Genomic DNA, 25,568 nt, shown 5'->3' on the forward strand with positions numbered 1-25,568 from the left:
CTAATGTCGCGTATTGGTAAGAAGCCCATCGAGATTCCGGCCGGCGTCGACGTCACCATCGACGGCCAGGTCGTCACGGTGAAGGGGCCCAAGGGCACCCTGTCGCACACCGTGGCCGAGCCGATCACCGTCACCAAGGGTGAAGGTAACGAGCTGGAGGTGGCCCGTCCCAACGACGAGCGCGCCAACCGTTCGCTGCACGGCCTGTCCCGCACCCTGATCGCCAACATGATCGAGGGTGTCACCAAGGGCTACGAGAAGAAGATGGAAATCTTCGGTGTCGGTTACCGTGTGGCCGCCAAGGGCTCGAACCTCGAGTTCGCCCTGGGCTACAGCCACCCGGTGCCGATCGAGGCCCCGGAGGGCATCACCTTCGCGGTGGAATCGCCCACCAAGTTCTCTGTGTCCGGCATCGACAAGCAGAAGGTCGGCCAGATCTCCGCTGTCATCCACGGACTGCGTAAGCCCGACCCGTACAAGGGCAAGGGCATCCGCTACGCCGGCGAGGTCGTTCGCCGCAAGGTCGGAAAGACGGGTAAGTGATCATGGCGCAAACTGCTAACCAGAAGGCCAAGCGGATTCCGCTGGGCAAGGACAACTCGACCAAGCGTCGGCTGTCCAAGACCCGCCGTCACTTCCGTCTGCGCAAGAAGGTCGTCGGCACCACCGAGCGTCCGCGCCTGGTGGTCAACCGCTCCTCGCGGCACCTGCACGCTCAGCTCGTCGACGACTCGGTGGGCAAGACCATTGCCGCCGCGTCCTCGATCGAGGCCGATGTGCGCGCGCTGGAGGGCGACAAGTCCGCCAAGGGCGCCAAGGTCGGTCAGCTGATCGCCGAGCGCGCCAAGGCTGCCGGTATCGAGTCGGTCGTGTTCGACCGTGGTGGTCACGACTACCACGGCCGCATCGCGGCGCTGGCCGATGCCGCTCGTGAAGGCGGGTTGAAGTTCTGATGACTGTTATTTCGAACGGAAGGAACGTCTGATGCCGGGACGTCAGCGGCGTGACGGCGGCAACGGACCCGCCGGACAGAACAGCAATGCCCCCGAGGGCAACCGTGGCGACCGCCGCGGTGGTGGCGATCGTCGCGGTGGCGGCGACCGCCGCGACAACGCTGCCGAGAAGAACCAGCTCGAGCGCGTAGTCGCGATCAACCGTGTCTCCAAGGTCGTGAAGGGTGGTCGTCGCTTCAGCTTCACCGCCCTCGTGATCGTCGGTGACGGCAACGGTCTGGTCGGCGTCGGCTACGGCAAGGCCAAGGAAGTTCCCGCGGCCATCCAGAAGGGTGTCGAGGAGGCTCGTAAGGGCTTCTTCCGCGTCCCGATGATCGGCTCGACCATCACCCACCCGGTTCAGGGTGAGGCGGCGGCCGGCGTCGTCATGCTGCGTCCGGCTTCGCCCGGTACCGGTGTGATCGCCGGTGGCGCGGCGCGTGCCGTGCTCGAATGCGCCGGCATTCACGACATTCTGGCCAAGTCGCTCGGTAGCGACAATGCGATTAACGTCGTTCACGCGACGGTTGCCGCGCTCAAGATGCTCCAGCGTCCCGAAGAGGTTGCCGCGCGTCGCGGTCTGCCGATCGAGGATGTCGCTCCGGCGGGCATGCTGCGTGCGCGTGCGGGACAGGGAGCCTGACCATGGCTGATCTCAAGGTGACCCAGATCAAGAGCACCATCGGCGCCAAGGCGAATCAGAAGGACTCCCTGCGTACGCTGGGCCTTCGCAAGATCCGTCAGAGTGTTGTCCGCGAGGACAACGCTCAGAACCGCGGTCTGATCAACGTCGTGCGCCACCTCGTAACTGTTGAGGAGGTCTGACATGACCATCAAATTGCACCACCTGCGTCCTGCGCCGGGTTCCAAGACCGAGAAGACCCGTGTGGGTCGCGGTGAGGGTTCCAAGGGCAAGACCGCCGGTCGCGGTACCAAGGGCACCAAGGCCCGCAAGAACGTCTCCCCGGCGTTCGAGGGTGGCCAGATGCCGCTGCACATGCGCCTGCCGAAGCTGAAGGGCTTCACCAACCGCTTCCGCGTGGAGTACCAGGTTGTGAACGTGGGCCGCATCGCGGAGCTGTTCCCCGAGGGCGGCACGGTCGGTAAGGCCGAGCTCGTCGCGGCCGGCGCCGTTCGCAAGAACGAGCTGGTCAAGGTTCTCGGCGACGGTGAGATCGGCGTGGCGGTCCAGGTGACCGCCGACAAGGTGACCGGCTCCGCCAAGGAGAAGATCGCCGCAGCCGGTGGCACTGTCACCGAACTGGCCTGACGGTACTGTTAGTCAGCAGTGGACACCGGACGAGTCGCGAGCTCGTCCGGTGTCACTGTTAGAGTTCAAGTGTTGTCTGCCAAGCTCGTCATCGGCTGACGTTTCCGTAGAACCGAAGTCGCATGGCATGACCATGTCGTTCGCCAGGAGGATCTGTGCTTTCCGCCTTCGTATCGGCCTTCCGGACTCCGGACTTACGGCGGAAGATTCTCTTCACGCTGGGGTTGATCGCGCTGTACCGGTTGGGTGCCGCGCTGCCGTCCCCCGGCGTCGACTACCGCGCGGTCCAGGACTGCGTGAAGCTGGTCTCCGGCGGTGATTCCGCCGGTATCTACCAGCTCATCAATCTCTTCTCCGGTGGTGCGCTACTGCAGCTGTCGGTGTTCGCGATCGGCATCATGCCGTACATCACCGCGAGCATCATCATCCAGCTGCTGACCGTCGTCATCCCGCGGTTCGAGGAACTGCGCAAGGAAGGCCAAGCAGGCCAGACCAAGATGACGCAGTACACCCGGTACCTGTCGATCGCGCTGGCGATCCTGCAGGCCACGGGTCTCGTCGCGCTCGCCGCGCGCGGTCAGCTGCTGCAGGGCTGCACCGAGCCCATCCTCGCCGACACCAGCATCTTCGGCATGATCATCATCGTCCTGGTGATGACCGCCGGTGCCGCGCTGGTCATGTGGTTCGGTGAGCAGATCACCGAGCGCGGTGTCGGTAACGGCATGTCGCTGCTCATCTTCGCCGGTATCGCCGCCCGCCTGCCGATCGACGGCAAGCGGATCCTCGACTCCGACGGTGGCCTGATCTTCGGCCTCGTGTGTGCCGCCGTCCTGGTGATCCTGGTGGCCGTGATCTTCGTCGAGCAGGGCCAGCGCCGGATTCCGGTGCAGTACGCCAAGCGCGTCGTCGGTCGCAAGATGTACGGCGGTTCCTCGACCTACCTGCCCTTGAAGGTCAACCAGGCCGGCGTCATCCCGGTGATCTTCGCGTCCTCGCTGCTCTACCTGCCGAACCTGATCGCGCAGCTGACCGGGTCCAGCACGGCGACGGAGCCGAGCTGGTGGCAGGAGATCATCCAGAAGTACCTGGTGAACCCGGGCAACCCGGTCTACATCGCGATCTACTTCGGTCTGATCGTGTTCTTCACCTACTTCTACGTCGCGATCACCTTCAACCCGGAGGAGCGCGCGGATGAGATGAAGAAGTTCGGCGGCTTCATTCCCGGTTACCGTCCGGGCAAGCCGACCGCCGACTATCTCAACTACGTTCTGAGCCGCATCACCCTGCCTGGCTCGATCTACCTCGGTCTGGTCGCCGTCCTCCCGAACCTGTTCCTGGACATGGGCTCGACCGGTGGAGCGGCGAACCTGCCGTTCGGCGGTACTGCGGTCCTCATCATGGTCAGCGTGGGTCTCGACACGGTCAAACAGATCGAGAGCCAGCTGATGAATCGAAATTACGAAGGGTTCCTCAAGTGAGAGTTGTTCTGCTCGGTCCGCCGGGTGCCGGCAAGGGTACTCAGGCCGTCCTGCTGTCGGAAAAGCTGGGCGTTCCGCACATCTCCACCGGAGACCTCTTCCGCGCGAACATCAGCCAGCAGACCGCCCTCGGTCGCGAAGCGCAGAAGTACATGGACGCGGGTGACCTCGTCCCGAGCGACGTCACCAACCGCATGGTCGAGGCCCGCGTCGGTGAGCCGGACGCGGCGAACGGCTTCGTCCTCGACGGGTACCCGCGCACGACCGACCAGGCCGACGCGCTGAAGAAGATCCTCGAGCACAACGGCACCGCGCTCGACGCCGTGCTGTGCTTCGTGGTCGCCGAGGACACCGTGGTCGAGCGCATGCTCGCCCGTGGGCGCGCCGACGACACCGAGGACGTCATCCGCAACCGGCTGCGGGTCTACCGTGAGGAGACCGAGCCGCTGCTCGAGTACTACGACGGTCTGGTCGTGACCGTCGACGGTATCGGCGAGGTCGACGAAGTCAACGCACGGGCGCTGAAGGCGCTCGGTCAGTAACCACCGATCGGAGTACTGAGGCCGGATGGTCTTCAACCGTAAGAAGAAGGTCGTGCCGTTCCGTTCGGCGGGCGAGCTGGATGCCATGGCGGCAGCCGGCGCGATCGTCGGGCGGGCGCTCGTCGCCGTCCGCGCCGCGGCCAAGCCCGGCGTCTCGACGCTGGAGCTGGACGAGGTCGCCGAGCAGGTGATCCGGGACGCGGGCGCCGTGCCGTCGTTCAAGGGCTACCACGGCTTCCCCGGCTCGATCTGTTCTTCGGTCAACGATCGTGTGGTCCATGGGATCCCCTCGGCGAAGGAAATTCTCACCGAGGGCGATCTCGTTTCCATCGACTGCGGTGCCATCCTCGACGGCTGGCACGGTGACTCGGCGTGGACGTTCGGCGTCGGCAACATCATCGAGGCCGACGCGCTGCTGAGCGAGGCGACCAAGTTGTCGATGGAAGCGGGCATCGCCGCGATGCTGCCGGACAATCGCCTCACTGACGTCTCGCATGCCATCGAGCTCGGCACCCGCGCCGCCGAGCGCGAGCACGGCCGGGCCTACGGCATCGTCGACGGCTACGGCGGTCACGCCATCGGCCGCGAGATGCACATGGACCCGTTCCTGCCGAACGAGGGCGCCCCCGGCAAGGGCCCGCGCCTGGTCGTCGGCTCGGTCCTGGCGATCGAGCCGATGCTCACCCTGGGCACCACCGAGACCAAGACCCTCGACGACGAGTGGACCGTGGTCACCACCGACGGCACCCGTGCCGCGCACTGGGAGCACAGCGTCGCCGTCACCGAGGACGGTCCGCGCATTCTCACCCTGCGCCCGGAGTAGTCGGCGCGCAGCAGGTTTCGAACGACGGCCCGGTCAGCCTTCCAGCAGGATGGTGACCGGGCCGTCGTTCGTCAGCTCGATGCGCATGTGCGCGCCGAAGTGCCCGGTGGCCACGGTCGCGCCGAGTTCGCGCAGGGTATCGGCGAAGGTGTCGACGAGAGGTTCGGCATGTTCCCCCGGGGCGGCCGCGTTCCAGGACGGTCGCCTGCCCTTGGCGGTATTGGCGTAGAGGGTGAACTGGCTGACCACCAGGATGGGCGCGTTCAGGTCCGCGGCGGAGCGCTCACCGTCGAGAATCCGCAGCCGCCACGCCTTGTCCGCCAGGGCTTTCGCGGTCGCCTCGGTATCGGTATGGGTGGCCCCGACCAGGGCGAGCAGCCCGTGCGGCACCCCCGCGCCGGCCGGGTCGATCCGGCCGACCACCTCGTCGTCGACGCTCACCTGGGCACTGGTCACCCGCTGCAGCAGTACTCGCACAAGCACCGATCATGCCAGGCGCCGACGACGGGTCAGGGCTTGCCGAAGAACAGAATGTCGGTGCCGTACTCGGTGAGCGGGCGACTCTCCGCGGCCTGCCGGATGCCGCTGCCGGGCAGCTCGGTGACCTTGGCGAACATCGGCGCGTTGCCGAAGGCCGCGCGGACCTGCGTTTCGGAGGCATAGTCGGCGCCGTAGTCGGCCAGGGTCGCGAAGTCCAGGGGCGCCAGTGGCGCGTCGAGCGGGGCCTGTCCGGCGGGCCTGCCGAGCGCGGCGTACTGGGTGGCGACGCCGTTGTCGTAGAGGCACAGCTCGTAGGAGATGTTCTCGATGGTGGCGACGGTCAGGACCGGCCACTTCTCCGAGAGCCGCACGGCGAGCGGATGCTTGCCGAGCGCGCCGATCTCCCAGTTCAGGCTCTTCACCGAAATCCAGCTGCCGGAGGACTTCTCGACCAGCACCACATCGGCGGACAGCTCTACGGCCGGGTTGGTTACGGGTTCCTTGACCCCCCAGTGCTTTTCGTGCACCCCGGCGAATCGTCCCGCGTCCACCGGCTCGACACCGTCGCGCGCGAAAGCCGCCACGATCGCCGCCCGCACCTGCTCGAGCGCGTCCGGCGCCGAGCAGCGCACCGCGAGCGCGCCGTAGGTCGCCGAGATCTCCACCGGCCGCGACGGCGGTTCCGGCATCGCGCCCGCCGCGAGCGGCTTGAGCCCGACCAGCGCCAGCCGCCAATTGATCTCGTCGATGGTGGCCAGGTCGCCACCCGACTGGTAGAGGATCTGCTGCTGGGTGAGCCGCCCGGCCCGCTCCAGCGTCGGCGCGCCCAGCTTGATCAGCGCCTGGGTGGTCTTGACGGTGAGATCGAGTTCTTCGACCCGGGTCTCGCGCAATCGCGCGGTGCTCGCCGCGGAGGTGACCTCGGAATACAGCGTGCGATAGCTCGCGATGGCCTGCTTGCGTGAGCGGCCGACCATCATCGTGCGCAGCAGTGTGCTCAGGCTGGCCAGATACTTGCCGGGCTGTTCGCAGGTGCGCGCGTACATGGCGGCGCGGATCCGCACCGCGTCCTCGGTGGCCGCCACCGCGGCGTCGTGATCGAGCCGCATCAACCACACGCCGCACTTGGACAGCCCGTCGGCGCACATCGGCTGCACATCCGGATAGTCCTGCGCGACCTGGCGATACGCCTGGCACGCGCTGCGAATGGTGTTGGTGGCCAGCTGCCGATGTCCGACCAGCCGCGTCGCCTGCTCGAACAGCCGCAGCGAATCCTGCAGCGCACCGGCGTATTCGTAGCTGACGTAGCCGCCGACCAGCCAGTGCAGCCGGATGGCGACCGCCTCCTGGGCCGGTTCCAGCGCCTCGGCGGTGCGATCGCGACCCGACGGATCATCCCGGGTGGCGAGTAGGCCCTGGGCCAGCTCGGCGAGGGAGCCGGCCAGCCGCAGGTAGTCGGCGGGGGCCTGGCTTCTGGTCGCGGTACGGTCGGCCGCTACGCGCCGTTCGAGGCCGCTCACATCGGTCATGAGCAATTCCATCGCGACGTCAATCCTGGCCTCATCCATCGTTCGAGCACGGCCACTGGGCGGCCGTTCAGTGTGTCGTCCGAGTTTGGCACAGATCGGCGGTGGCTGCCGGACCGTCCGGCGAACCCGGATGTTCATCCACGAGGGAGTCCGGTGTTTCCCTGTGGCTGTGCATATTTCGCATTGCTTACTAGAATGCATGCGATCGAGCCGACTGCGCGAGGGTCGTCGGTGGGGCGCTGCGAGGAGCGGTTGGCGTGGGAGATTCTCCCTACGAGGGGTTGGCGGGCAAGGCCAAGATCAAGGTGGAGACGGGCGCCGCGCTCGAAGCCGCCAAGGCGTGTAGCTCGGCGATCGAGATATTCAAGGGCTGTCAGAACCTGATTCGCGACCACGATCTCAACAACTACGACGAGTCGAAGCTCGGCGGCAGCCAGGTCGACGCGGGTCCACCACTGCGGACCAAGTTCATCACCGAAGCCACCCAGGCCAAGGACCTCATCGGGCGCTACATCGATTCGCTCGAGGACCTGGTGACCATGTTCAAGGCCGCGGGCGAGTCCTACACCGAGACCGACAAGGGCTCGGGCGACAATATCGCCGCGCTCAAGGGGCAGCTGAAGGACGTGAATTCCGCGCCCGGAGCCAAGGACCTGAAGGGCGAGGTCACCGAAGCCGGTGGCTACAAGCCGGCGCACTGGGAAGTCGATGTCAAGGTGCGACAGGGCACCGGCATGGAAATCAAGATGGAGAAGCACAACTACGACATCGAGACCGCCAACGTGCCCAAGCACGTGGGTACCGCGACCGCGGAGTCGGTGGGGGTGCGAATTCCGGTGCGGGCGGCGGACAACATGTCCTGGCGCGACATGTACGACCTCGGTCAGCGCATCTCCTGGCAGGAAGTGGCCAACGACGCCCCGATCTGGGAGGCGATGGCCAACGCGGTGCACGGCGCCGCCTACGACCTCGACCAGAAGCTCGCCTCGATCACCGCCGATCGGTGGCAGAGCCAGGGCGGCGACACCGCGCGGGCGGCGATCGCCACTTTCGGCAAATCCGCGATGGTGGCCAGCGATTCCTTCAGGATGATGCAGTCGAACCTCGAGTACACCGCGAACTGGCTGTACGCGACCAAGGTCTGCATGCCGATCGAGACCGAGGACAAGTGCGACGACGATCTGCAGGAGAACCGCGATCGGTACGAGCGTCACTACGTCAACGGGGTGATGAACACCGAGAAGTTGTTCCCGGCGGCGGCCGAACCCGCGGCGCCCAAGGGCCCGGTGACGACGCCGAACAACAACAACAATAACAACAACAACGGCAACAACAACGCCGGAAACAACAACAACGCCGGAAACAACAACGCCGGAAACAACAACGGCGGCGGCAACAATGGCGGCGGCAACAACTCCGGTGGCGGAAGCAACAACTCCGGTGGCGGTTCCCAGCAGACGGCTGCCAGCCAGGCCGCCCAGCAGGCGGCGTTGCAGGCCGCCCAGCAGGCGCAGTCCGCGTTGCAGCAGAACGGGACCAAGGGCACCCAGAGTGGCACCGGGCAGACCGGGTCGACCGGTCAGACCGGCTCGACCGGCTCGGTCGCGGGGTCGGGCGGGTCGACCGGTTCGAGCAGTGGTTCGGGCTCGGGCGATATGTCGAGCATCCTGTCCTCGGTGATGTCGGCGGTCACCTCCGCCGTCAGCTCCCTGACGCAGGCGCTGCCCTCGCTGGCCACTGCGCTGCAACAGATCTCGGCCGACACGACCGGCTCGACCACCGCGTCGGGCCTACCCGACTTCAGCCAGCTCGGCAACCTCCTCGGTCAGTTCCCCGACCTGAAGGAGATCCTCGCGCAGTCGCCCGAGCTCACCGGGCTGATCGCGGGCAACCCCGCGCTGTCGCCGCTGGCCGAACTGCTCGGCGTCGAAACCGCGACCTCCGATCCCGACGGCGCCGGCGTGCCCGGGGAGACGACGGAAACCGCCACGGCTTCGCGGGCGTCGCTGCCCGACTTCTCCAACCTGCTGTCCGGCCTGGACGAGATCGTCGCCCCCATCACCGGCCTGGTCGCGGAGTCGCTGTCGACCGAGGCGCCCGCCCAGGTGGTCGAGGGCACCGAAGCCTCGGTCCCGGTGCTCGAGCTGCCCGACCAGGCGTTCTCGATGCCCGACCAGGAGTTCCACGCGCCGATTGCACCACTCGACGACACTGATCCCGGAACGATCACCCGTGCGCGTCCGGAGGTCGGCGCGTGAGCCAGCGCTGGGAACTCACCGACATCGAATTCCGGGTGCTGTGGCAGCGCTTCGTCGGCACCGATCTGCCACGCCCACTGACCTTCCAGTCCACGACGCGTCTGCACGAGGACTACGAGGCCGAGAAGTACCAGGTCTGGCAGCGGCTACAGCACACCGCCGATCCGGCGCTGCGCACGGTCTTCGACGTGCTCGAACGGCCGGAAGCGTATGTGCGCCTGCGCGGTTGGAAGGACGACGCGCGCAGCAACGCCGAGTACTGGCTCAAGGCGCGCGCCGCCCGGGCCGGTGCCAGCGGGTATCTGATCTACCAGCTTCCGGGTGAAACCCCCACCCACAGTGGCGGTTACGTCGTCGTCGACATCGGGCCGTACGGGCTCGCCGACGCGATCGTCGACCTCATGCCCGCCACCGGCGCGGGGCGCGGGGGCATCATCCCGCTGGTCACCGGCACCGGCCGCGACGACGACCAGCAGCGACAGACCTCGATGTTCTTCGAGGAAGCCGACACCTCGATCGTCGATCGCAGTGCCGAATTCCTGAATCGGCCCGCCGAGCGCACCGGCACGATCAACATCCTGCAGAACCAGTCGATGTTCGGCTCCCGTGGCATGCACCGCGACATCCTGGTCTGGCGCGACCTGCCCGACGACGGCCGCTACGTCATCGGCCTGCCGAACGAGAACCCGCTCGCCACACCGATGTCCAGATCCGATCTGGTCGACGCGGTCAACAGCTCGATCGAGCGAATGATGTCGCGGGTGGAGTCCCATTGGGAGGCGAACGCCTAGGTATCGGACGTTCACGGCGGCGTCACGCGAGGTTCGCTCCGCCGTGTGAGACTGTTGCGCAGGCGAAGGACTTGTGGTGTGCTCGGTGCTACCACTCGTGGAGGGATGAGGGCGATGACGTTCGAATACGACGCCGACAACTTCCGGACCGCGGCGGGCAAGTCGCGCAATGTCGGAACCCAGCTCACCAACATCATCAACACCCTGAACAGCTCGCTGAACGGGCGCGGAAACGTCTGGGGCAACGACAAACTCGGCCAGAGCTTCAACGACGGCCCCGGCGGCAACGACGGCTACGACTCCTCCTGGACCAACACCAGCGACAACGTCAAGACCATGGCGAAGTCCATGGGCGACTTCGCGGACGGCCAGACCGAGAGCGCCGACTACATCGACAAGATGGAACAGGGCAACCGCAACGGGTTGACGTAGGAGGCGGACTCGACGCGCACGGTCCGGCCGCTACTGCATCGACTGACGGCTCAGGCCCAGCGTGGGCAGGTCGAGATCGGGGTGGCCGGCGCGGTCCGTCCAGGCGTCGTAGACGAGCCCGGCGGGGCTGGTGATGCCGTACCCGTCGCGGAGTCCGGCGACGGCGAGCTCGGCGGCGCGGCGACGGTCGTCGCCCGTGATCGGCGCGTCGAAGTCGACCCACCACAGATGGGCGTTGTCCACGTCGGGCTGGTTCCAGCCGGCGTCGGTGATCGCCCGGTACCCGGCAGGGTCGGGCCGTCGGCTCTCGTCGAGAAACCGGTCACCGATCAGCTGAGCCGACAGCACGTCTTCGTCGCGAGCGAACTGGACGAAGCGGCGGATGCGGGCCGGTTCGGGTTCGAAGACGATCACCCGTGCGCCGAGCGGAAGGGCTTCGAGCTCGGCGGCCAGATGTTCGGCGAACGCGGTCCAATCGGTCACAGCTGCCCCTGTCGGGAGAGCTCGACGCCTTCGTCGAAGAGTTCCAGCCATTCGTTGGACGCCAGGGTGAGGGTGATCGAGCGGGGGAGCGCCGCGAGGATCAGTGTCGAGGCGGAGCCGGTCCAGCGCAGCTGGGGACTACCGTCGGTGATCCGGGCGCTCGGCGCGCCCAGCGTCGCCTCGAGTCGCGCGGCCATCGCGGTGTAGGCCTGCTGAACGAGGGTGTGGGTCTGGTCGGTGTCGGGGCCGATGGTGCTGGCGCTGACCTGGATCTGTTCGACGTCGCCGTCGTCGGCGAAGACCTTTCCGCTGGCCGAGCCGAGGCCGGTATCGAGCATGGCCCAGTCGTCGTCTTCCGAAGTGGCGACGACGCGCCAGCCGAATCGTTCGGCGATCTGGGGTATTTCGGCGAGCTGCCAGGACCAGTCGAGTGCGCGCAGTCGACTGCCCAGCTCGGCGACCTCGTCGGGGGTCCGGGTTCGGAAGTCGGTCAACGGTTTCTCCTCTTGGCTCGCGACAGGCAAGGACGGCACGGTCAGAAGTACGACAGGAACGCCGCGTCGAAATCGGGGTCGCGGGTGTCGAAGTTCTGCGGGGTGTAGTCGAGGGCGCGGACATGGTCGACGAACTCGGCCGGGAGGACGAGGGGCTGGTCGGCGAGGTACTTCAGGGAGTCCTCGCGCCAGATCCAGACGCCGTCGGAGTAGAGGGAGGGGCCGCCCTCGATGTCGGTGCCGGGGATGAACAGGTCGGGTGCTTCGCCCATGACATCGAAGATCGCGCGGACCTTGCGCATGTAGTTCAGGATTCGCTCGCGGTCGGCTTCGACGGCGCCGGTGGGCGCGTCGTGTACCGAGGGCAGTTCGTCGTGCGCGCCCTCATACATCTCGCGGTACATGGCCACGGGCTTCAATTCCATTGCGTGCGTCCTGCTCTCGGTGTTCTGGAGTTCGTGCCCGGCTCTCGTGCTCGTCGGTCCGTGCTGGTCGGTCGAGCCCGCGCTTCGGCGAGCCGCCGACCTCGATCCTTCGCGTGCGCAACCGGGTCGTCAAGTTCATCCGTACCGACCGGTGGATGGCGGCGCCGGGGGCACGTTCCGGCCGCCTCTCGTTCATTCCGTCGTCACCGGTGATTCGCCGGTGCCTGCGACTCTGTTGCGCAGGCGAACGACTTGTGGTGTGCTCGACTCGGCACCACTGCGGAGGGATGAGGGGCGATGGCGACGTTCACGGACTCGAGCTGGTGACGTAGCCCTCCATGATCGATCTGCCGTCCGGGCTGCACTGGCTCTCGATCCTCGCTGGCATGGAATGGCCAGAAGGCAACGAAGACGAGATGTGGGCCATGGCCGAGGACTGGCGCACGGCCGCCGACAGTCTTCGTGGTCTCGTCGACGACATCGATGCCGCCAAAGACGCTGCGTTCAAGGCGTATCCGCAGGGTGAGGGCGTCGATGAGATGCTCAAGGCCTTCGAGGGAATGGCCCGCGGCGACCAATCGGTGACCAAGCTCGCCGAATTGTTCGACATTCTCGGCGATTCGGTCTATCAGACCGGTACCGAGATCGAATACACGAAGATCATGTTCCTGTCGTCGCTCGGACTGCTGGCGCTGGAAATCGCTGCGGCGTGGATCTTTCCGCCGACAGCGCCCGCGGTGGAGGCGGCCGCGATCGCGGCGACCCGGGTCGTGGCGCGCACCATCTTCGGCCGGGTGCTGGCCGCGATCCTGCGCCACGGCGCGAAGGCCGTGATCACCCGGGTGCTGAAGTTCGCCGCCCAGCACGTGGCGATCGACACCGCGCTCGGCACCCTGCAGGAACTCGGTGTCCAGCAGTGGCAGGTGGATCAGGGCCACCGCAAGGAGATCGACTGGAACCAGGTGAAGGCCGCGGCGGTCAGCTCCGCCGCGGGTGGTCTGGCGGCCGGTCCGTTCGGCAACTTCCTCGGCAAGCGGCTCGGCGACGGAATGTCGCCGTGGCTCAAGGGCGCGATCACCGGCACCGGCGCCGGTCTGGTCGGCGCGGGCGGCGGCATGCTCGGCCAGTTCGCCTACGACGGCTTCACCCAGGGCTGGGACAAGGCCTGGGACAACCTCAAGACCGCGGCCGCCGATCCGCTCATGTGGAGCGCGGGCGCGACCAACGGCGGTATCTCCGGCCTGAACAAGGCAGGCGCCAACGCCGCGTGGTCCAAGATGAACCCCGGCCTGTTCGAGCGCCCGAGCTTCAGTTCCCGGATCCGCGAGGCCATGGGGCCCGGCTACGACCTCGGGACCTTCGGGCAGGACAGCAACACCGCCGGTGGTGACGGTTCGACCAACCGCCCCGGTGCAGACGGTGAGAATCGGGCGGGCGCCGACGACGGTGCGACCGGTGTGGGCGGCGACGACGGCGTGCGCGCCGGTGCGGGCGACGACACCATGGGCGACGAAGGCTCGGGTGAGGCGCGGGCAGGCGCGGGCGACGACAGCCAGTCCATGCGCCCCGCCGGCGGGACCACGCCGGAAGCCGAGGGTGACGGCCCGACGAATACCGGTGCGGGACAGGCGAATCAGGATTCCGGAGACGACGGGCAGACGGCGTCCGATGGCGGCGGTGCCGGGAGCGGACGCCAGGAGTCCAAGCCGGAGGTGCAGACCGGGGACACACAGGTCGGCGACGGTGGGCGTCAGGACGGCGGCAGTCAGGACAGCGGCGCCCGTGCCGAGGGTGAAGGCCCTGTGGCACAGTCCGATTCGGGGCCCGATACCTCGCGCGCCGGGGAAGCCGAGGCGGACGCCGGCGGTGTGGGCGTCAACGACGGGACCCGCACCGACGCGCAGTCCGGCGGTCAGCCGGTCACCCAGGCCAACGACACCCAGATGGCCAACCGGGACGCCACCGCCCAGGTCGGTGCGGCGCCGGCGACCGGGATGGTCGGTGCAGGCCCGGTGGCCACCGGCGGGCCGACCCCGGGGGCGACCGGCCAGGCGCCCGTCACGGGCCAAGCGGCGACCCCCGCTGCTGGTCAGCCTGCGGCCACCCCAGCGCAAACACCCTCCAGCCCAGCTCAATCCACACCGGGGCAGCAGGCGACGCCCGGTCAGCAGACCTCGCAGGGGCAGGGCGGACAGCCGTCGACTCGCCCCGGCGCGCCGGAGGTTCGGACCGGACTGCCCGACGGAACCCCGTCGGCTCCGGAAAGTCGTTCCGCCACACCGGAAGTCCTCGGAGACGGCGGCACCGGCGAGTCGCGAGCCGACACCGACGGTGCGGGCGACACCCGCGCCGACGGCGAAAGCCGGGCGGGCGCCGCCGAACCGCGCGGCGGGGCCGGTCTCGCGGACACGCCGCTGCAGGGCCTGCACGCCGCGCCCGGTGAAGCGCCGCCGGTTCGATCGGACGCGGAGGTCACCGCCGACCCGGTCCGCGCCGGGGAATCCGAGGTACGGGCGGATCCGCTCGCCGATGTCGCGCCGGTCGTGCCGATTGTCGGCACCGACGCGGGAGCGAGCCCGGCCCGGCCGGGTCCGGACGCGGCCCGCCCCGGACGCGCGGGCTCCGACGACACCACCGCGCGCGATCGGGCCGACAGCGGCGACGACCGCAGGCAGCCGCAGCCGGACGACAACGACAGCGGACCCGTCTACGACGCCAGGCTGCCCAATGGGCAGGGCGTCGTCCACCACCCCGATGGGACCGCGATCGGCGAGGACGCGCGCACGCACCGCGTGAGCCACAACGTCCGCAACGACGGCGCCCACGACGTGGTGGTGCACGGACGCCGCGACGGCTCGGTCACCCCGAGCAACGGCGACGCGGTCCACCCGCAGGACATCGTCGACGCGATCCGCGCCAACCCGAACTACGTGCCGGGCACCCCCATCCGACTGCTGTCCTGCCACGCGGGCAACGGCAACGGCTGGGCCCAGTACATCGCCGACCAGCTCGGCGTCGATGTCACCGCGCCCACCGATCGGGTCGGTGTGCGGAACGAGCCCGACTCCGTTCCGACGATCGATCGCGGCGGCAAGTGGCGCACCTTCAGCCCGGATTCGGCCACCGCGCCCGACGACATCTCCTCGCTGCGCCCGGATTCCGACCCGAGCGATCCGAGCGACCTCGACACGTTCGACGGTGACGGGCCACCGCTGGATCGCGACCTGGTCGACTTCATGAGCGACGATGACCCGTCGACCCGTCCCTCCGCCATGTCGTTCCTGACTCCCGACGTCGGGACCGTCAACGCGCCGTTCAGCCGGACACCCGGCGTGGACGCGCATCTGCTCGGTGTGCTGGACATGACCGACCCGATGGTGCAGACCGCGGGCGATCCGCCCCGGATCACCCATGTCGATGGGGAACCGATCGACGAGTTCTCCCACCGGCTCAGCGCCGAGCGGGGCCAGGCGTTCGTCGACGCGTCCACCCCGGACGCGGGCCTGGTCGCCGACTACGAGCAGCACAAGGCCCAGCAGAAGGCACTGGAGACCGCGAAGTCCGAGAAGGGCCGGGCGGTGCGTGACGCCGCGATCGCACTCAGGGAGGCCCAGGCGGCGCACACCCGTGCCGTCGAGGACGCCACAGCGGCCCGAAACCGCGGCGCCGAGGACGCCGACGCGCTCGACCGCGCCGCCCGGGACGCCGCGGACGGGGTGCAGCGTGCGGCCGACGGTGTCGCGGACGCCAAGCGGGAGGCCGCGGCGGCCAAGGATGCCCTCGAGAACTTCCTCGCCGCCGACGCGGCCGAAGCCGAGGCGGGCAATTCGCCTGCCAAACGGCTGGAGAAGGCCGAAGCGGAGCGGCTGCCGGCGAAGCGGCGTGGCCACGTCACCTCGATCACCATCGACCGTCTCACCGGTCGCGTCTACGAGGCGGCCAACGGCACCTCCGACCAGCGCATCCACCCCTCCGACCTGCACCAGACGCTGCACGACAACGTCGCCAGGTACCAGGACCCCATCGACGCCTACACCAACGGACGCGACCCGGCCCACTTCCCACACGCGGACAACCCGCTCGGCCACGCCGAGGTGCGCGGCACCAACGCCGCCCTGCACGACCGGGAACTGCTCAACCGGGATCGCGGGCCGAACGACCAGCTGCCGACCGATTTCGACGGCCTGGCCTCCATCCTCAATTCGCCCTATGTCCCCAGTCGCGGCGTCGAAGCTCCCTGCTGTGCCAACTGCACCAGGGTCGTCCAGGGCACCGAGAGCACCGCGGGCCACATCATCGACGAAGGCAGACCCCGGGTCGACCCGCTGCGCCACGCCGGCCTCGAGCAGGCCGCCCGCGACGGCAACCCCGCCGAACCGCGGCTGGTCTCCCCGGAATATCCCGACACCGATTTCATGGGCGACGACGATGCCGCGAGCCCGACTCCCGGCGCTGGTGACCCGGTGCCCCCCGGGATGGTCCGCGGGGATGACGGGCTGCTGCACCGGCCGGGGGACCGGACGGACAGCTACCGCGAACCGGACGGCACCTGGCACCACGTCGATGATCCAGCAGATACCTTCCGGGACAAGCGCTTCCGGCTACAGAACGACACCGGTGGCTTCTACCGAGGCGACGACGACCCGCTCGCCGGAGCCGACTACGAGTACAAGGTGCAGAAGGGCGACACCGATTCGCACACCATGCAGGATCCCGGCCGCGCCGACGAGCTGAAGGAGGCCTCGGACAAGCGGCTCGAGCTGCAGACGCGGCGCGACAAGCAGCGGGTGAAGCTCGACCGTCTCATGGCCGAATTCGGCGTCACCGCCCGTAACGATCTGGCGCCGGACAAGGTGGCGAGCAAGATCGCCGAGCTGTCCGACGCGGTCGACAACGACGCGACGCTGTCCCAGGCCGAGAAGGAGGCCAAGGCGGCGAAGCTGATGGCCCTGGAGTCGACGGCGAACAAGTACTTCACGATGGGCGTGAAGATGGTCGCCCTGTCCAAGCTGCTCGGCGAGACCGCCGGACTCGACTACGCGCTGAGCAGGCCGGGCGCGATCCTGCTCACTCCGTTCGTCGGCGCCTTCGACGGGGCAGGCGTCGTCGACATCGCCTCGATCGTGCCGCCGACCCGTCCCGGTGATCCGCCAACTCTGCTCGTGGTGGAGGCCAAGGGTGTCGGCGCCACCCTCGGTGGCTCGAAACTGGCTCGGGCGGAACAGGGTTCGCCGGAGTACCTGCGGCGAACGCTCGAGATGGATCAGAATCTGCAGCGGATTCTCAACGAGACGCCCGAACAGATGCGCGCGCGGGGGATCGACCCCGACACCGCCGAGGGCCGGGCATTCCGCCGAGCCGTGGCGGAGCTGCTCGCGGCCCGCGAGAACGGCACCCTGAAGGTCGAGTACAAACTGGTGCACGCCTCGGCCAAGGGCGAGGTGAGCGTCACCGACCTACGGCTCGTCCGGGACGGCACCGATGTGCTGGCTGACGTGCCCTTGCCCGTCGACCCGGATACCCTCGACCGCCTGGCCGACGACGACTCGATCGACTACATGGGCGACGAGAACGGCGAGACACGCAACCGCAGACCCGATTTCGCCGAACCCGAACCGCCGCGGCGGGAGGTGCGCGTCGAGCTCGGGGACAACGGGGAAGTCGTCGCGCTGCACGTCCAGCTGGACGACGGGCAGTGGGTGGTCGCGCGCACCGACGGCGACGAGAGTACGCAGCACCCACCGGCGCGACGCGACGACATTCCGGCCGTGGATACCCGGAATACGCTGCGGCGCTTGGTCGATCAGCTCAATGCCGGGTACGACGGGCTGAATCTGAAGTACCCGTCGGGGTCGGGGCTCGACGGCCGGGGCCAGACCGCGGTTCGAGACGGTGTGGCCGGTGGCGTACACATGGTGACCGATCCGCCCGCGCCGACCCCGGCCCCCGCGCCGCCGCCGGTCGACGGTCCGGTGGTCAGCGCGCCGCCGCCGGGAGCGGGTGATCCGGCGCTGAATGTGGCGCGGATCGGCCGGGAGGGGCTCACCTGGTACCACAACCGCGAGCACATCCCGATCTTCGGTCCGGTGCTGGGCAGGCAGGCGGATGTGGCGGGCGACTACCGGCCCGTGTACTTCCCCGACGGCACCGAGTACCGGCCGTGGATCAGCGACGCCGACCCCGACGCCGTGCGCGAGACCGTCGTCAGCGAGCTGCGCGCGAACCGGATGGAGCCCGACGAGGTCCGCGATGTCCTGAAGGAACTCTTCGATGCCGCGCGGGACCCGCGGCTGCGCCAGGACCTGATCGACGATCTGGAGTTCAACGGCCTCATCGATGCCGACGAAGCTCGTGTCATGGAGGAGACGCCGCCGAACCCGCCCGATCCGGCGCCGGAACAGCAGGGCCCGCCGCCCGAGGGCGAGACGCTCGCGGAGATGGCCGCGCGGCTCGGCATCGAACTCGATGGCGAGGGGCCGGAGGATGTGCGCCGGGCGATCGACCGGCAGAGCCATCGGCTGCTGCGCGAGATCGGTGCGATCGAGGGACTGGCCGACGCGGCCCGGCGGGCCGACGAGGAGCAGAGCCGCCCGTATCGGCGGGCCGATCATCCTGCCGACCCGGCGCCCGCGCCCGACGGCCGTTCGGTCTCCGGTCCGGATCGACTGCGCGAGGTGGAATCGGACGGATCCCGCGACGACACCGCGGACTACGACGACACCGCCGACTTCGACGCCGCGCCGGCACCGGAGCGCAACCACTGGGGCGACACCAGCGCCCCGCGTCCGGTCCCGTTCTCCCGGGAGGTCAGCTTCCTCGACAAGGATCCGCTCGGCCGGTTCTTGCGCGACCTGATCGTCGCCTTCGAGGGTGTCACCGCGCTGCGTGACTACGACCGGGTCGGCAACGGCGCGGACAGGCTGCCCGAATGGGCCAGCTTCTCCGACGACCGGGAGCCGGGCCGCGACGAGGCGCGGGCTCGCGAGTTCTTCGAGCACGCGCTGCGCCGCGACCAGCTGCGCGACGAATTGTCCAGCTGGGCAACGATGTTCGGCCGCGACCTGAGCGAGCTGTCCGGCGACCGGATGGATTCGACGCTCAACGAGCTGCGCGACTCCGCGCGTGAACGGGCGCGCAACCTCGCGGACTTCATCGCCGCCGCACAGCCGATCCTGCAGGGTGACGGCGCGGAACCGGTCGGCAGGTCCTACGGCGACCAGGTCGCCCGCGTGCCCGACGCCGACGGTGGACCCGACCGGCTGCTCGTGGTCGACGGTGCGCTCGACCGCGAGGAGGCGCTGGCCCGCGCGCTGCGGGACAACCCGGAGCTGGCCGCCGACATCGACAACGGGCGGCTGAAGCCGGACTTCCGGGCGGTGCACGCCGACGGGGCGGGCAGGCAGGTCCTCGACCCGGTGGCCACCCCCGAGGTGCAGCACATCCGACGCACCGTGGACGGCGCCGAACTGCAGGTGACGATGATGCGCGGGGAGGACGGGCAGTGGCGGCCGGTGCAGCCCGCGCCCGAACCGCCGCCCGCCTCGCAAGACCGCGCGGACATGGTGCGCGAGATCGTCGACCTGGCCAGGCAACTGAACCTCGGCCCGGCCGCGCTGCACCCGGACAACATCGACGCCACCATCCGCGCGTTGCATCTGGACAACGCCGTGCGGGCCGGGCAAACCGAGGCGCTGGCCGACTACGCCCGCACGATGGCCGATATCGAGACGTTCCACCTGATCGGTGACGCGCGCGGCCAGCTGGCCACCCGACTCGGGATCCCGGAGGGCGAGCTCACGCCGCGCCGGATCGCCGAAGCGCTGACCAATCCGAAGCAGCGCCGCGGTCTCCGTCAGCAGCGGTTCGAGGACCTGCTCGACGGGCAGCAGCGCGACCCGAGCAAGACCGCCGGCTACTCCCAGCAGCTGCGCAATGTCGACGCGGCCGCGGTGAAGGCGGCGCAGGACGCGCTGATCCGGGCGCTGAGCCCGGACAACCCGGACCGGTTGCGGCCGGTTGTCGCCACGATCGACCGCTTCGGCAGGCCGACGTACGGGCCCGCCGACAGCGGGATCGATCCGGCCAAGCTCCGCAAGCTCGTCACGCGACTGAACCGGCTGGGGGCGGGTGACTTCGCGCGGGACGCGCTCGCCGCGTACGCCGACGCGCTGCTGCGAGTCGATCCGTACACCGACCATCCGGCGGGCACCCTGGCCCGCGATCCGCGCACCACCGGTGACCCGCACATCTACGATCTCGACGCGATCCATGGCCTGCGCGCGGCCGCCGACGCTGCCGAACCCGGCGGTGGCCCGGTCGATTTCGCCGCACAGGTCGCCGACAATGTCGCGCGCTCCTATGGCGCCGACGAGCCGGTCGGCCCGAACGATCCACGCCCGCAGCCGAATCGGGATTGGGCCCGATTGGTCGGCGTGGATGTGTCCACTGCCGACGACGCGAAGTTCGTCGAGATCTACGAGGCCTATCGCGACGGCAAGATCGAGAAGCACGAGGGTCTCAGCCCGGAGAAGCTGGCTGCCGAGATCGCCGCTATCCGCGAGGAGATCCGCCTCCGGACCGAGCAGCTCGAACGGCTGAAGGCCCTGACCGACGAGTTCTACCGGCCGGTCGCCGATCTGCCGGCCGCCGATTCCACCTCGGCCAGGCCGCACGGCGGCGCCGACCCCGACGCGCTGCCGGGTCGGCCGCGTGAGCTGCCCACCGGCCAACTGCCCGCCGATGGTTCGCGGCCGCCTGGGCGGCAACCGGATTCGAGCACCGATCCCGAGGCCGGATTGCCGCCGGAGCGCGGCACCGACCTCGACAACCGGGCCGACGCGAAGCTCGACCAGACCCTGCGCAAGCTCGACGAGGTCGCCGACGAACTGGCCGAACCGATCGCCTCGCTGGACGATCTGGTCGGGCCCGGCCGACCCGTCGACCCGCTGGCACGCATCGACGAGGCCGTCGAGCGTCAGAACCGGCTCGCCGACCAGGCCGATCAGCGTCGGGCCGACCAGGCCGACGCCGCGCTGGACGACTCGCTGCGCGAGCTCGACGCCGTCGACGCCGACCTGGCCGCGCTGCAGTCGTATTTGCGCGCCCAGCGGGAGTTCGATGCCGCGCAGGCCGAGATCGCGGCCCGGTTCGAGGAACTGGCGGCGCAGGACGCCCGGGTCGCCGCGCGGCGTGGCGACGACACCGACCCCGACTTCGCGGTGCGTGCCGCCGATCTGGCCGCGCTGGAGTCCTACCTCGCGGCCCAGCAGAAGTTCGACGCGTTGCGTGCCGAACTCGCCGAGGCGGCGCAGGTCCGGCCGGAGGACCTCGACGCCGAAGTCCTGGCCGATCGGCAGGCGCTGGAGTCGTATCTGCGGGCGCAGCAGGAATTCGACGCCGCCCGTGCGGAAATGGCGGCCAGGTTCGCGGCCGCGGTGGAGCGGCAGGGTGCGCCGGAGCCGGTCGGGGACGGATCGGTCGGCGACGACGGCGCGCGCCGGGGGACTTCCGACGACGACACCGGCTCGCGTGACGACGACGGTGACGGCGATCCGCCCGCACCGCCGACCGCGCCCGCCGGTCCGCCGTCCAAACCGCCGTCGCGTCCGCCGACGGCCCCGAGCCCGGAACCCGAGGAGCCGTCGCGTCCGCCGATGGCACCGGAAACCCCAGAGCCGTCGAGGAGTTCGTCGCGATTCGACTTCGGCGTCCCGAAGCCGCCGGCCGAACTGGCCGTGCCGGGCGAGTCCGCGCCCGTCCGGGCCGACGCCGACCCGGCCGCTCCCGGCGACCAGGCGAACCGCGTCCAGCAGCGCAGCGACTTCCTCGACGATGTGCATCAGTTCCTGCAGGAGCTGAGTGATCTGCCGCCGTCGGCGCACGCGGACGCGCCGCCGCTGACTCCGGAGCGGGTCGAGCAGGTGCGTCGGCTCGCCGAGGCGCTCGGCCTGGGTGACGCGCTCACCGGTCAGCGTGATCCGCTCGGGGCGTTGGCCGAGATCGCCGATATGGCCAGGGCGCGTGGATTCCTCGACAGTGCTTTGGATCCCGATGCCGAACTCGGGCGTCCCATGCGCTACCCCGACGACTACGAGCCGCTCGACACCGACGAGCTCCAGGACGGTGTCGACCAGTGGCGGGTCGAGGGCGATCCCGCCGACCGCGCCGCGATCGCGGACGACCTGCGCCGGGCCGGGCTGGCCGACGACTCCCGGCCCTCGCTGGGCACCGAGCCGGAGCCGGACGCGCCGGCACAACCGCTGCGCCCGTCCGCGATCCTGCCGCCCGAGGACGGCGCGCAACGACCTGGTGGCCCCCGGCTCGAGCCCGCCCAGCAGGCGTTGGACCGGCTGGCGGCCAGGTTCGGGGTCGATCCCACCGATTCCGGTTCCCTCGACGCCGCGCGGTACCGGCAGCTGCTGCGCGCGGGCGCGGTCGAGGCGTTCGCCTCGGCGGTGCGCCACGCCGAAGCGGCGACCGATCCGCAGCAGCGGGCACAGCGGGAGGCCGTCGCCCGACGCTGGGCCGCCCGTCTCGGGCTGCCCGCCGATCCGGGGTTCGCCCGGGCAGCCGACGACATCAACCGGCTGCGCGCCGGGGTGACCCGCGATGCGGGCGATCTCGCCCATCTGGACCACCTGTTGCAGGCCGAACTCGGCGACCGGGTGCTCTCGCTCGACATCGACGGCGAGAAGACACTGGTGCGGCTCGTGGTCGACGGACCGGACAGCTGGCATCTGGAACCCATCGCGCATCCCGAGCCCGCACCGCGCACCCGGACCACCGAGCAGGCGGTCGAGGTGCCGCCGAAGAAGAACTGGCTGCGCAAGCTGTGGGATCGGCTGGTCAATCGTGGCTACTACGGCGAGAACCCGAAGTACCCGTCCGGCTCCAGCCAGGACAGCGCGGGCCAGTCGCTGCTGGGCCACGATGCCGGCCTGCCGCTGACCACGGTGAAGGACGCGACGCCGGACGCGCCCGGTGGCGAGTACGACCAGCTCCAGATCAAATTCAACCCCGTACGCATTCTCAAAGAGGGCGTGTACATGTGGCAGAACCGTGAGCTGGTGCCGATTCTCAAGCACCTGTCCTCGCGGATCGCCGACCAGGCGGGCGAGTTCCTGCCGTTGCGCAATCTCGACGGCACCGAGTACAAGCCGTGGATCTCCGACGCCGATCCGGAGCTGCGCCGTCAGATCGAACAGGATCTGCGCGATGCCGGGCTCGAGCATCTGCTGGAACCGGAAAGCCTGACGCCCGCCGAACTGGCCGCGCGGGAGACCAAGGCGCTGCCGGAATCCGATGAGCCGGTCCAGATCTCGCGGGACGGGGAGGAAGTGCCCGCGGTCGCCGAGCCGCTGCCGCCGTGGTTGCGCGAGGTGGTCGACGCCGTCAACGGCCGTATCTCCGACGCGACCGTCCTGGAGGCACTGGCGCACGAACTCGGTGTGCGGATCACCGATTTCAGCGAGGAAGGTCTGCGCAAGGCGCTCGCCGAGGCCGAGTACCGGCTGTTGCGCCGCGACGGTGTGATCCAGGCGCTGGAAGCGGCCGCCCGGTTCTTCAACCAGGAGAACACGGATATTCCGTTCCGGCCCGCCAACTTCCACAGCAAGGACCCGCTGGGCGCCTATCTGAAGGAAGTCGTCGCGGCCAGGGGCGACCAGTTCGATTTCACCATGCTGAACTGGCGCGGGGTGAACAACGGCGGCGAGTGGGTCAACCCGTGGGGTGACCTCAGCGACGACGGCGACGGGCCGACCGTCCACGCCGAGGACGCCCGCAAGATCTTCGACGACGCGCTGCGCAGGGCCGGGTTGCGAGACGAGCGGTCGACATGGGCGCATCTGGCCGGTGCCGATCTGGACGCGCTGGTGCGCGACCTCGACGGCGAGATCGCGAAGCTGCGCGGGCACCTCGACGACAACATCGCAAGGCTGGGTGAATTCACCCGGCGGGTAGCCGATTTCACCGCCGCGGACGCCGGCGACCGACTGGTCGTCGACGCCGAGAACGGCAAGATCGCCATCGTCGATACCGGCGCCGGGCACGAGGCGGCGCTGGCCCGGGCCTTGGCCGAGGCCGACGGGGGCTTCATCGACCGGCTCAACCGCGGCGAGGTCGAGATCGAGATCCGCGCGGTCGGGATCGACGAGCACGGCCGCGTGCACCTGCTCGAGATCGACGCACCCGAAGTGCGGCACCTGCGCACCGAGGTGGACGGGCACACCGTCGACGCGACCATGCTGCGCGACGGGGCCGGCCCGTGGCGGATGGTCGATGCCGCGCCACGCGGTGTCGAGGCCGAAGCGAACTTGGCGGTCGTGCCGGAGGAACCGAATCTGCCGGTCCGGGAACCGCGTTCGCAGGCCGAGGTGCGAGCCGACATCGCCGAGGTCGCCGGACGGCTCGGGATCGACGACCCGTCGAACTTGCCGGGGGAGCGGCTGAACAGCCTGCTCGCCGAGCTGGACCGGGCCAATCAGGTGCGGGCCAGGCAGGTGGAGGGCCTGGTCGACTACGCGCGCAGCGCCGACGCGATCGACAACTTCAACGCTCTGCACAACGCGCGTAGCGCGCTCGCACTGCGCTTCGGCGTGCCACCCGAGGCGCTCACGCCGGGGGTGATCGCCGACGGGCTCGCCGATCCCGGCACCCGGGTGGAACTGCACCGTCAGCGCGCCAAGGACCTCACCGAGTACGCGAAACTGCTGCGCGCGTTCGACCCGGCCGCGGTCGGTGCCGCGCGGGACGCGCTCGCTCCGCATCTCGGGCTGGCGCGCGGTGGTCTGCCGTTGGACGCGACCGCGCTCGCCGAGGCGCTGTCCAACCGCGCCGCGCGCGGCGACCTCGACGATCTGACCGGCCCGCTCGCCGACTACGTGCGCGCGCTGGCGAAGATCGATCCGTACGCCGACGACCTGGTCTACAACCCGGAGACCGATCCTCGTGCCGTCGGCGACGATCCGCCGGTGCACGACCGCGACGCCCTGGACTTCCTGCGGGAAGTCGGCGCCGATGCTCTCACCGACCGGTCGCCGCTGCCGCCCGCCCCCGAGGACGCGGTTCCCGGTCCCAGCCGCGATCACGCCCGGCTGCTCGGTGTCGACCTGACCGGCGCCGCCGACGACCGTGTGGCGCAGGTCTACGAGTGGTTCCGCGACGGTCGCATCGACAAGCACGAACGGCTCACCCTCGAACAGCTCGCGCAGGTACACGCGGAGATCCGCGACGAGATCCGGCAGCGGGCGGCCGATATCGCCCTGTTGCGGGAGCTGCTCACCGAGCCGTTCGTCACCGATCCCGAGCTCGGTGGCGCGGACAAGCCCGCGCTGGACGGGCCCTCCGAGGCGCGCCCGGCGGGGCCACCGACGCCCGGCCTGCCTGCTCCCGCCACCCCGGCCGTGCCCGGATCGTCCGTGCGACCAGGACTGCCCACAGGCTCGGAAGCCGACGGTCACAGTGGCATTCCGCCTGCGGACGACGGTGGCCGGGATTCGCGGGGCGACGACGATCCGGGCGAGCCGCCCGCGCCGCGGCCCGCGCCCGGCGGCCCGCCGTCGAAGCCGCCC

General features: G+C 69.4%; 16 protein-coding genes and 1 pseudogene. 12 read left to right on the top strand and 5 right to left on the bottom strand.

Annotated elements, in window-relative coordinates; all coding sequences use genetic code 11:
• Positions 1 to 3: 3 nt before the first annotated feature.
• The 8 genes from rplF to map all read left to right on the top strand — a co-directional run bounded on the left by rplF (position 4) and on the right by map (position 5,105).
• Positions 4 to 543, top strand: a complete 540-nt coding sequence (gene rplF / locus ATM97_RS19355; protein WP_019045067.1) for a 50S ribosomal protein L6 — start codon at positions 4 to 6, stop codon at positions 541 to 543.
• Positions 544 to 545: 2 nt separating this feature from the next.
• Positions 546 to 953 (top strand): 50S ribosomal protein L18, encoded by a 408-nt coding sequence (gene rplR, locus ATM97_RS19360; RefSeq protein WP_218719431.1) that lies wholly within the window; start codon positions 546 to 548, stop codon positions 951 to 953.
• Between the two features lie 31 nt (positions 954 to 984).
• On the top strand, positions 985 to 1,635 hold the full coding sequence (gene rpsE, locus ATM97_RS19365; protein WP_218719432.1) for a 30S ribosomal protein S5: 651 nt from the start codon (positions 985 to 987) through the stop codon (positions 1,633 to 1,635).
• 2 nt (positions 1,636 to 1,637) lie between these two features.
• On the top strand, positions 1,638 to 1,817 hold the full coding sequence (gene rpmD / locus ATM97_RS19370) for a 50S ribosomal protein L30 (protein ID WP_019045070.1): 180 nt from the start codon (positions 1,638 to 1,640) through the stop codon (positions 1,815 to 1,817).
• Between the two features lies 1 nt (position 1,818).
• Positions 1,819 to 2,262 (top strand): 50S ribosomal protein L15, encoded by a 444-nt coding sequence (gene rplO, locus ATM97_RS19375; RefSeq protein WP_019045071.1) that lies wholly within the window; start codon positions 1,819 to 1,821, stop codon positions 2,260 to 2,262.
• 155 nt (positions 2,263 to 2,417) lie between these two features.
• Positions 2,418 to 3,740, top strand: coding sequence for a preprotein translocase subunit SecY (gene secY / locus ATM97_RS19380; RefSeq protein WP_218719433.1), 1,323 nt, complete (start codon positions 2,418 to 2,420; stop codon positions 3,738 to 3,740).
• Positions 3,737 to 4,282 (top strand): adenylate kinase, encoded by a 546-nt coding sequence (locus tag ATM97_RS19385; RefSeq protein ID WP_218719434.1) that lies wholly within the window; start codon positions 3,737 to 3,739, stop codon positions 4,280 to 4,282. Before secY ends, ATM97_RS19385 begins: the two co-directional genes overlap by 4 nt.
• 25 nt (positions 4,283 to 4,307) lie before the next feature.
• The gene (gene map / locus ATM97_RS19390) at positions 4,308 to 5,105 is read left to right on the top strand and encodes a type I methionyl aminopeptidase (protein ID WP_218719435.1); all 798 of its coding nucleotides are present in this window, start codon (positions 4,308 to 4,310) and stop codon (positions 5,103 to 5,105) included.
• Positions 5,106 to 5,138: 33 nt separating this feature from the next.
• Here the strand turns inward: map and dtd are convergent, their stop codons facing one another.
• Both dtd and ATM97_RS19400 read right to left on the bottom strand, forming a co-directional pair.
• Complete coding sequence (gene dtd, locus ATM97_RS19395) at positions 5,139 to 5,582, bottom strand: D-aminoacyl-tRNA deacylase (protein WP_218719452.1); 444 nt, start codon at positions 5,580 to 5,582, stop codon at positions 5,139 to 5,141.
• A gap of 32 nt (positions 5,583 to 5,614) precedes the next feature.
• Positions 5,615 to 7,114 (bottom strand): hypothetical protein, encoded by a 1,500-nt coding sequence (locus tag ATM97_RS19400; RefSeq protein ID WP_255588051.1) that lies wholly within the window; start codon positions 7,112 to 7,114, stop codon positions 5,615 to 5,617.
• Positions 7,115 to 7,371: 257 nt separating this feature from the next.
• Here ATM97_RS19400 and ATM97_RS19405 point away from each other — a divergent pair, with 257 nt between their 5' ends.
• The 3 genes from ATM97_RS19405 (at position 7,372) to ATM97_RS19415 (ending at position 10,595) form a co-directional block, all read left to right on the top strand.
• Positions 7,372 to 9,372 (top strand): hypothetical protein, encoded by a 2,001-nt coding sequence (locus tag ATM97_RS19405; RefSeq protein WP_218719437.1) that lies wholly within the window; start codon positions 7,372 to 7,374, stop codon positions 9,370 to 9,372.
• Positions 9,369 to 10,163 carry an ESX secretion-associated protein EspG gene (locus tag ATM97_RS19410; RefSeq protein ID WP_218719438.1) on the top strand — a complete coding sequence of 265 codons (795 nt, stop codon included), beginning with the start codon at positions 9,369 to 9,371 and terminating at the stop codon, positions 10,161 to 10,163. The genes ATM97_RS19405 and ATM97_RS19410 overlap by 4 nt, the downstream gene beginning before the upstream one ends.
• Before the next feature lie 114 nt (positions 10,164 to 10,277).
• Positions 10,278 to 10,595 (top strand): hypothetical protein, encoded by a 318-nt coding sequence (locus ATM97_RS19415; RefSeq protein WP_218719439.1) that lies wholly within the window; start codon positions 10,278 to 10,280, stop codon positions 10,593 to 10,595.
• Between the two features lie 30 nt (positions 10,596 to 10,625).
• Here ATM97_RS19415 and ATM97_RS19420 read toward each other — a convergent pair whose 3' ends face one another.
• The 3 genes from ATM97_RS19420 to ATM97_RS19430 are packed head-to-tail and all read right to left on the bottom strand — an operon-like array spanning position 10,626 to position 11,997.
• Positions 10,626 to 11,078 (bottom strand): hypothetical protein, encoded by a 453-nt coding sequence (locus ATM97_RS19420; protein WP_218719440.1) that lies wholly within the window; start codon positions 11,076 to 11,078, stop codon positions 10,626 to 10,628.
• Positions 11,075 to 11,572: a DUF6301 family protein gene (locus ATM97_RS19425; protein ID WP_218719441.1), complete on the bottom strand. Its 498-nt coding sequence runs from the start codon at positions 11,570 to 11,572 to the stop codon at positions 11,075 to 11,077. The genes ATM97_RS19420 and ATM97_RS19425 overlap by 4 nt, the downstream gene beginning before the upstream one ends.
• 41 nt (positions 11,573 to 11,613) lie before the next feature.
• Positions 11,614 to 11,997, bottom strand: a complete 384-nt coding sequence (locus tag ATM97_RS19430) for a hypothetical protein (RefSeq protein ID WP_218719442.1) — start codon at positions 11,995 to 11,997, stop codon at positions 11,614 to 11,616.
• Positions 11,998 to 12,383: 386 nt separating this feature from the next.
• Between ATM97_RS19430 and ATM97_RS19435 the strand changes: the two are divergent.
• Positions 12,384 to 25,568 (top strand): annotated as a pseudogene (locus ATM97_RS19435) (YwqJ-related putative deaminase); the annotation flags it as partial.

The sequence above is a fragment of the Nocardia sp. MH4 genome, assembly GCF_019266065.1.
Taxonomy (GTDB): domain Bacteria; phylum Actinomycetota; class Actinomycetes; order Mycobacteriales; family Mycobacteriaceae; genus Nocardia; species Nocardia canadensis.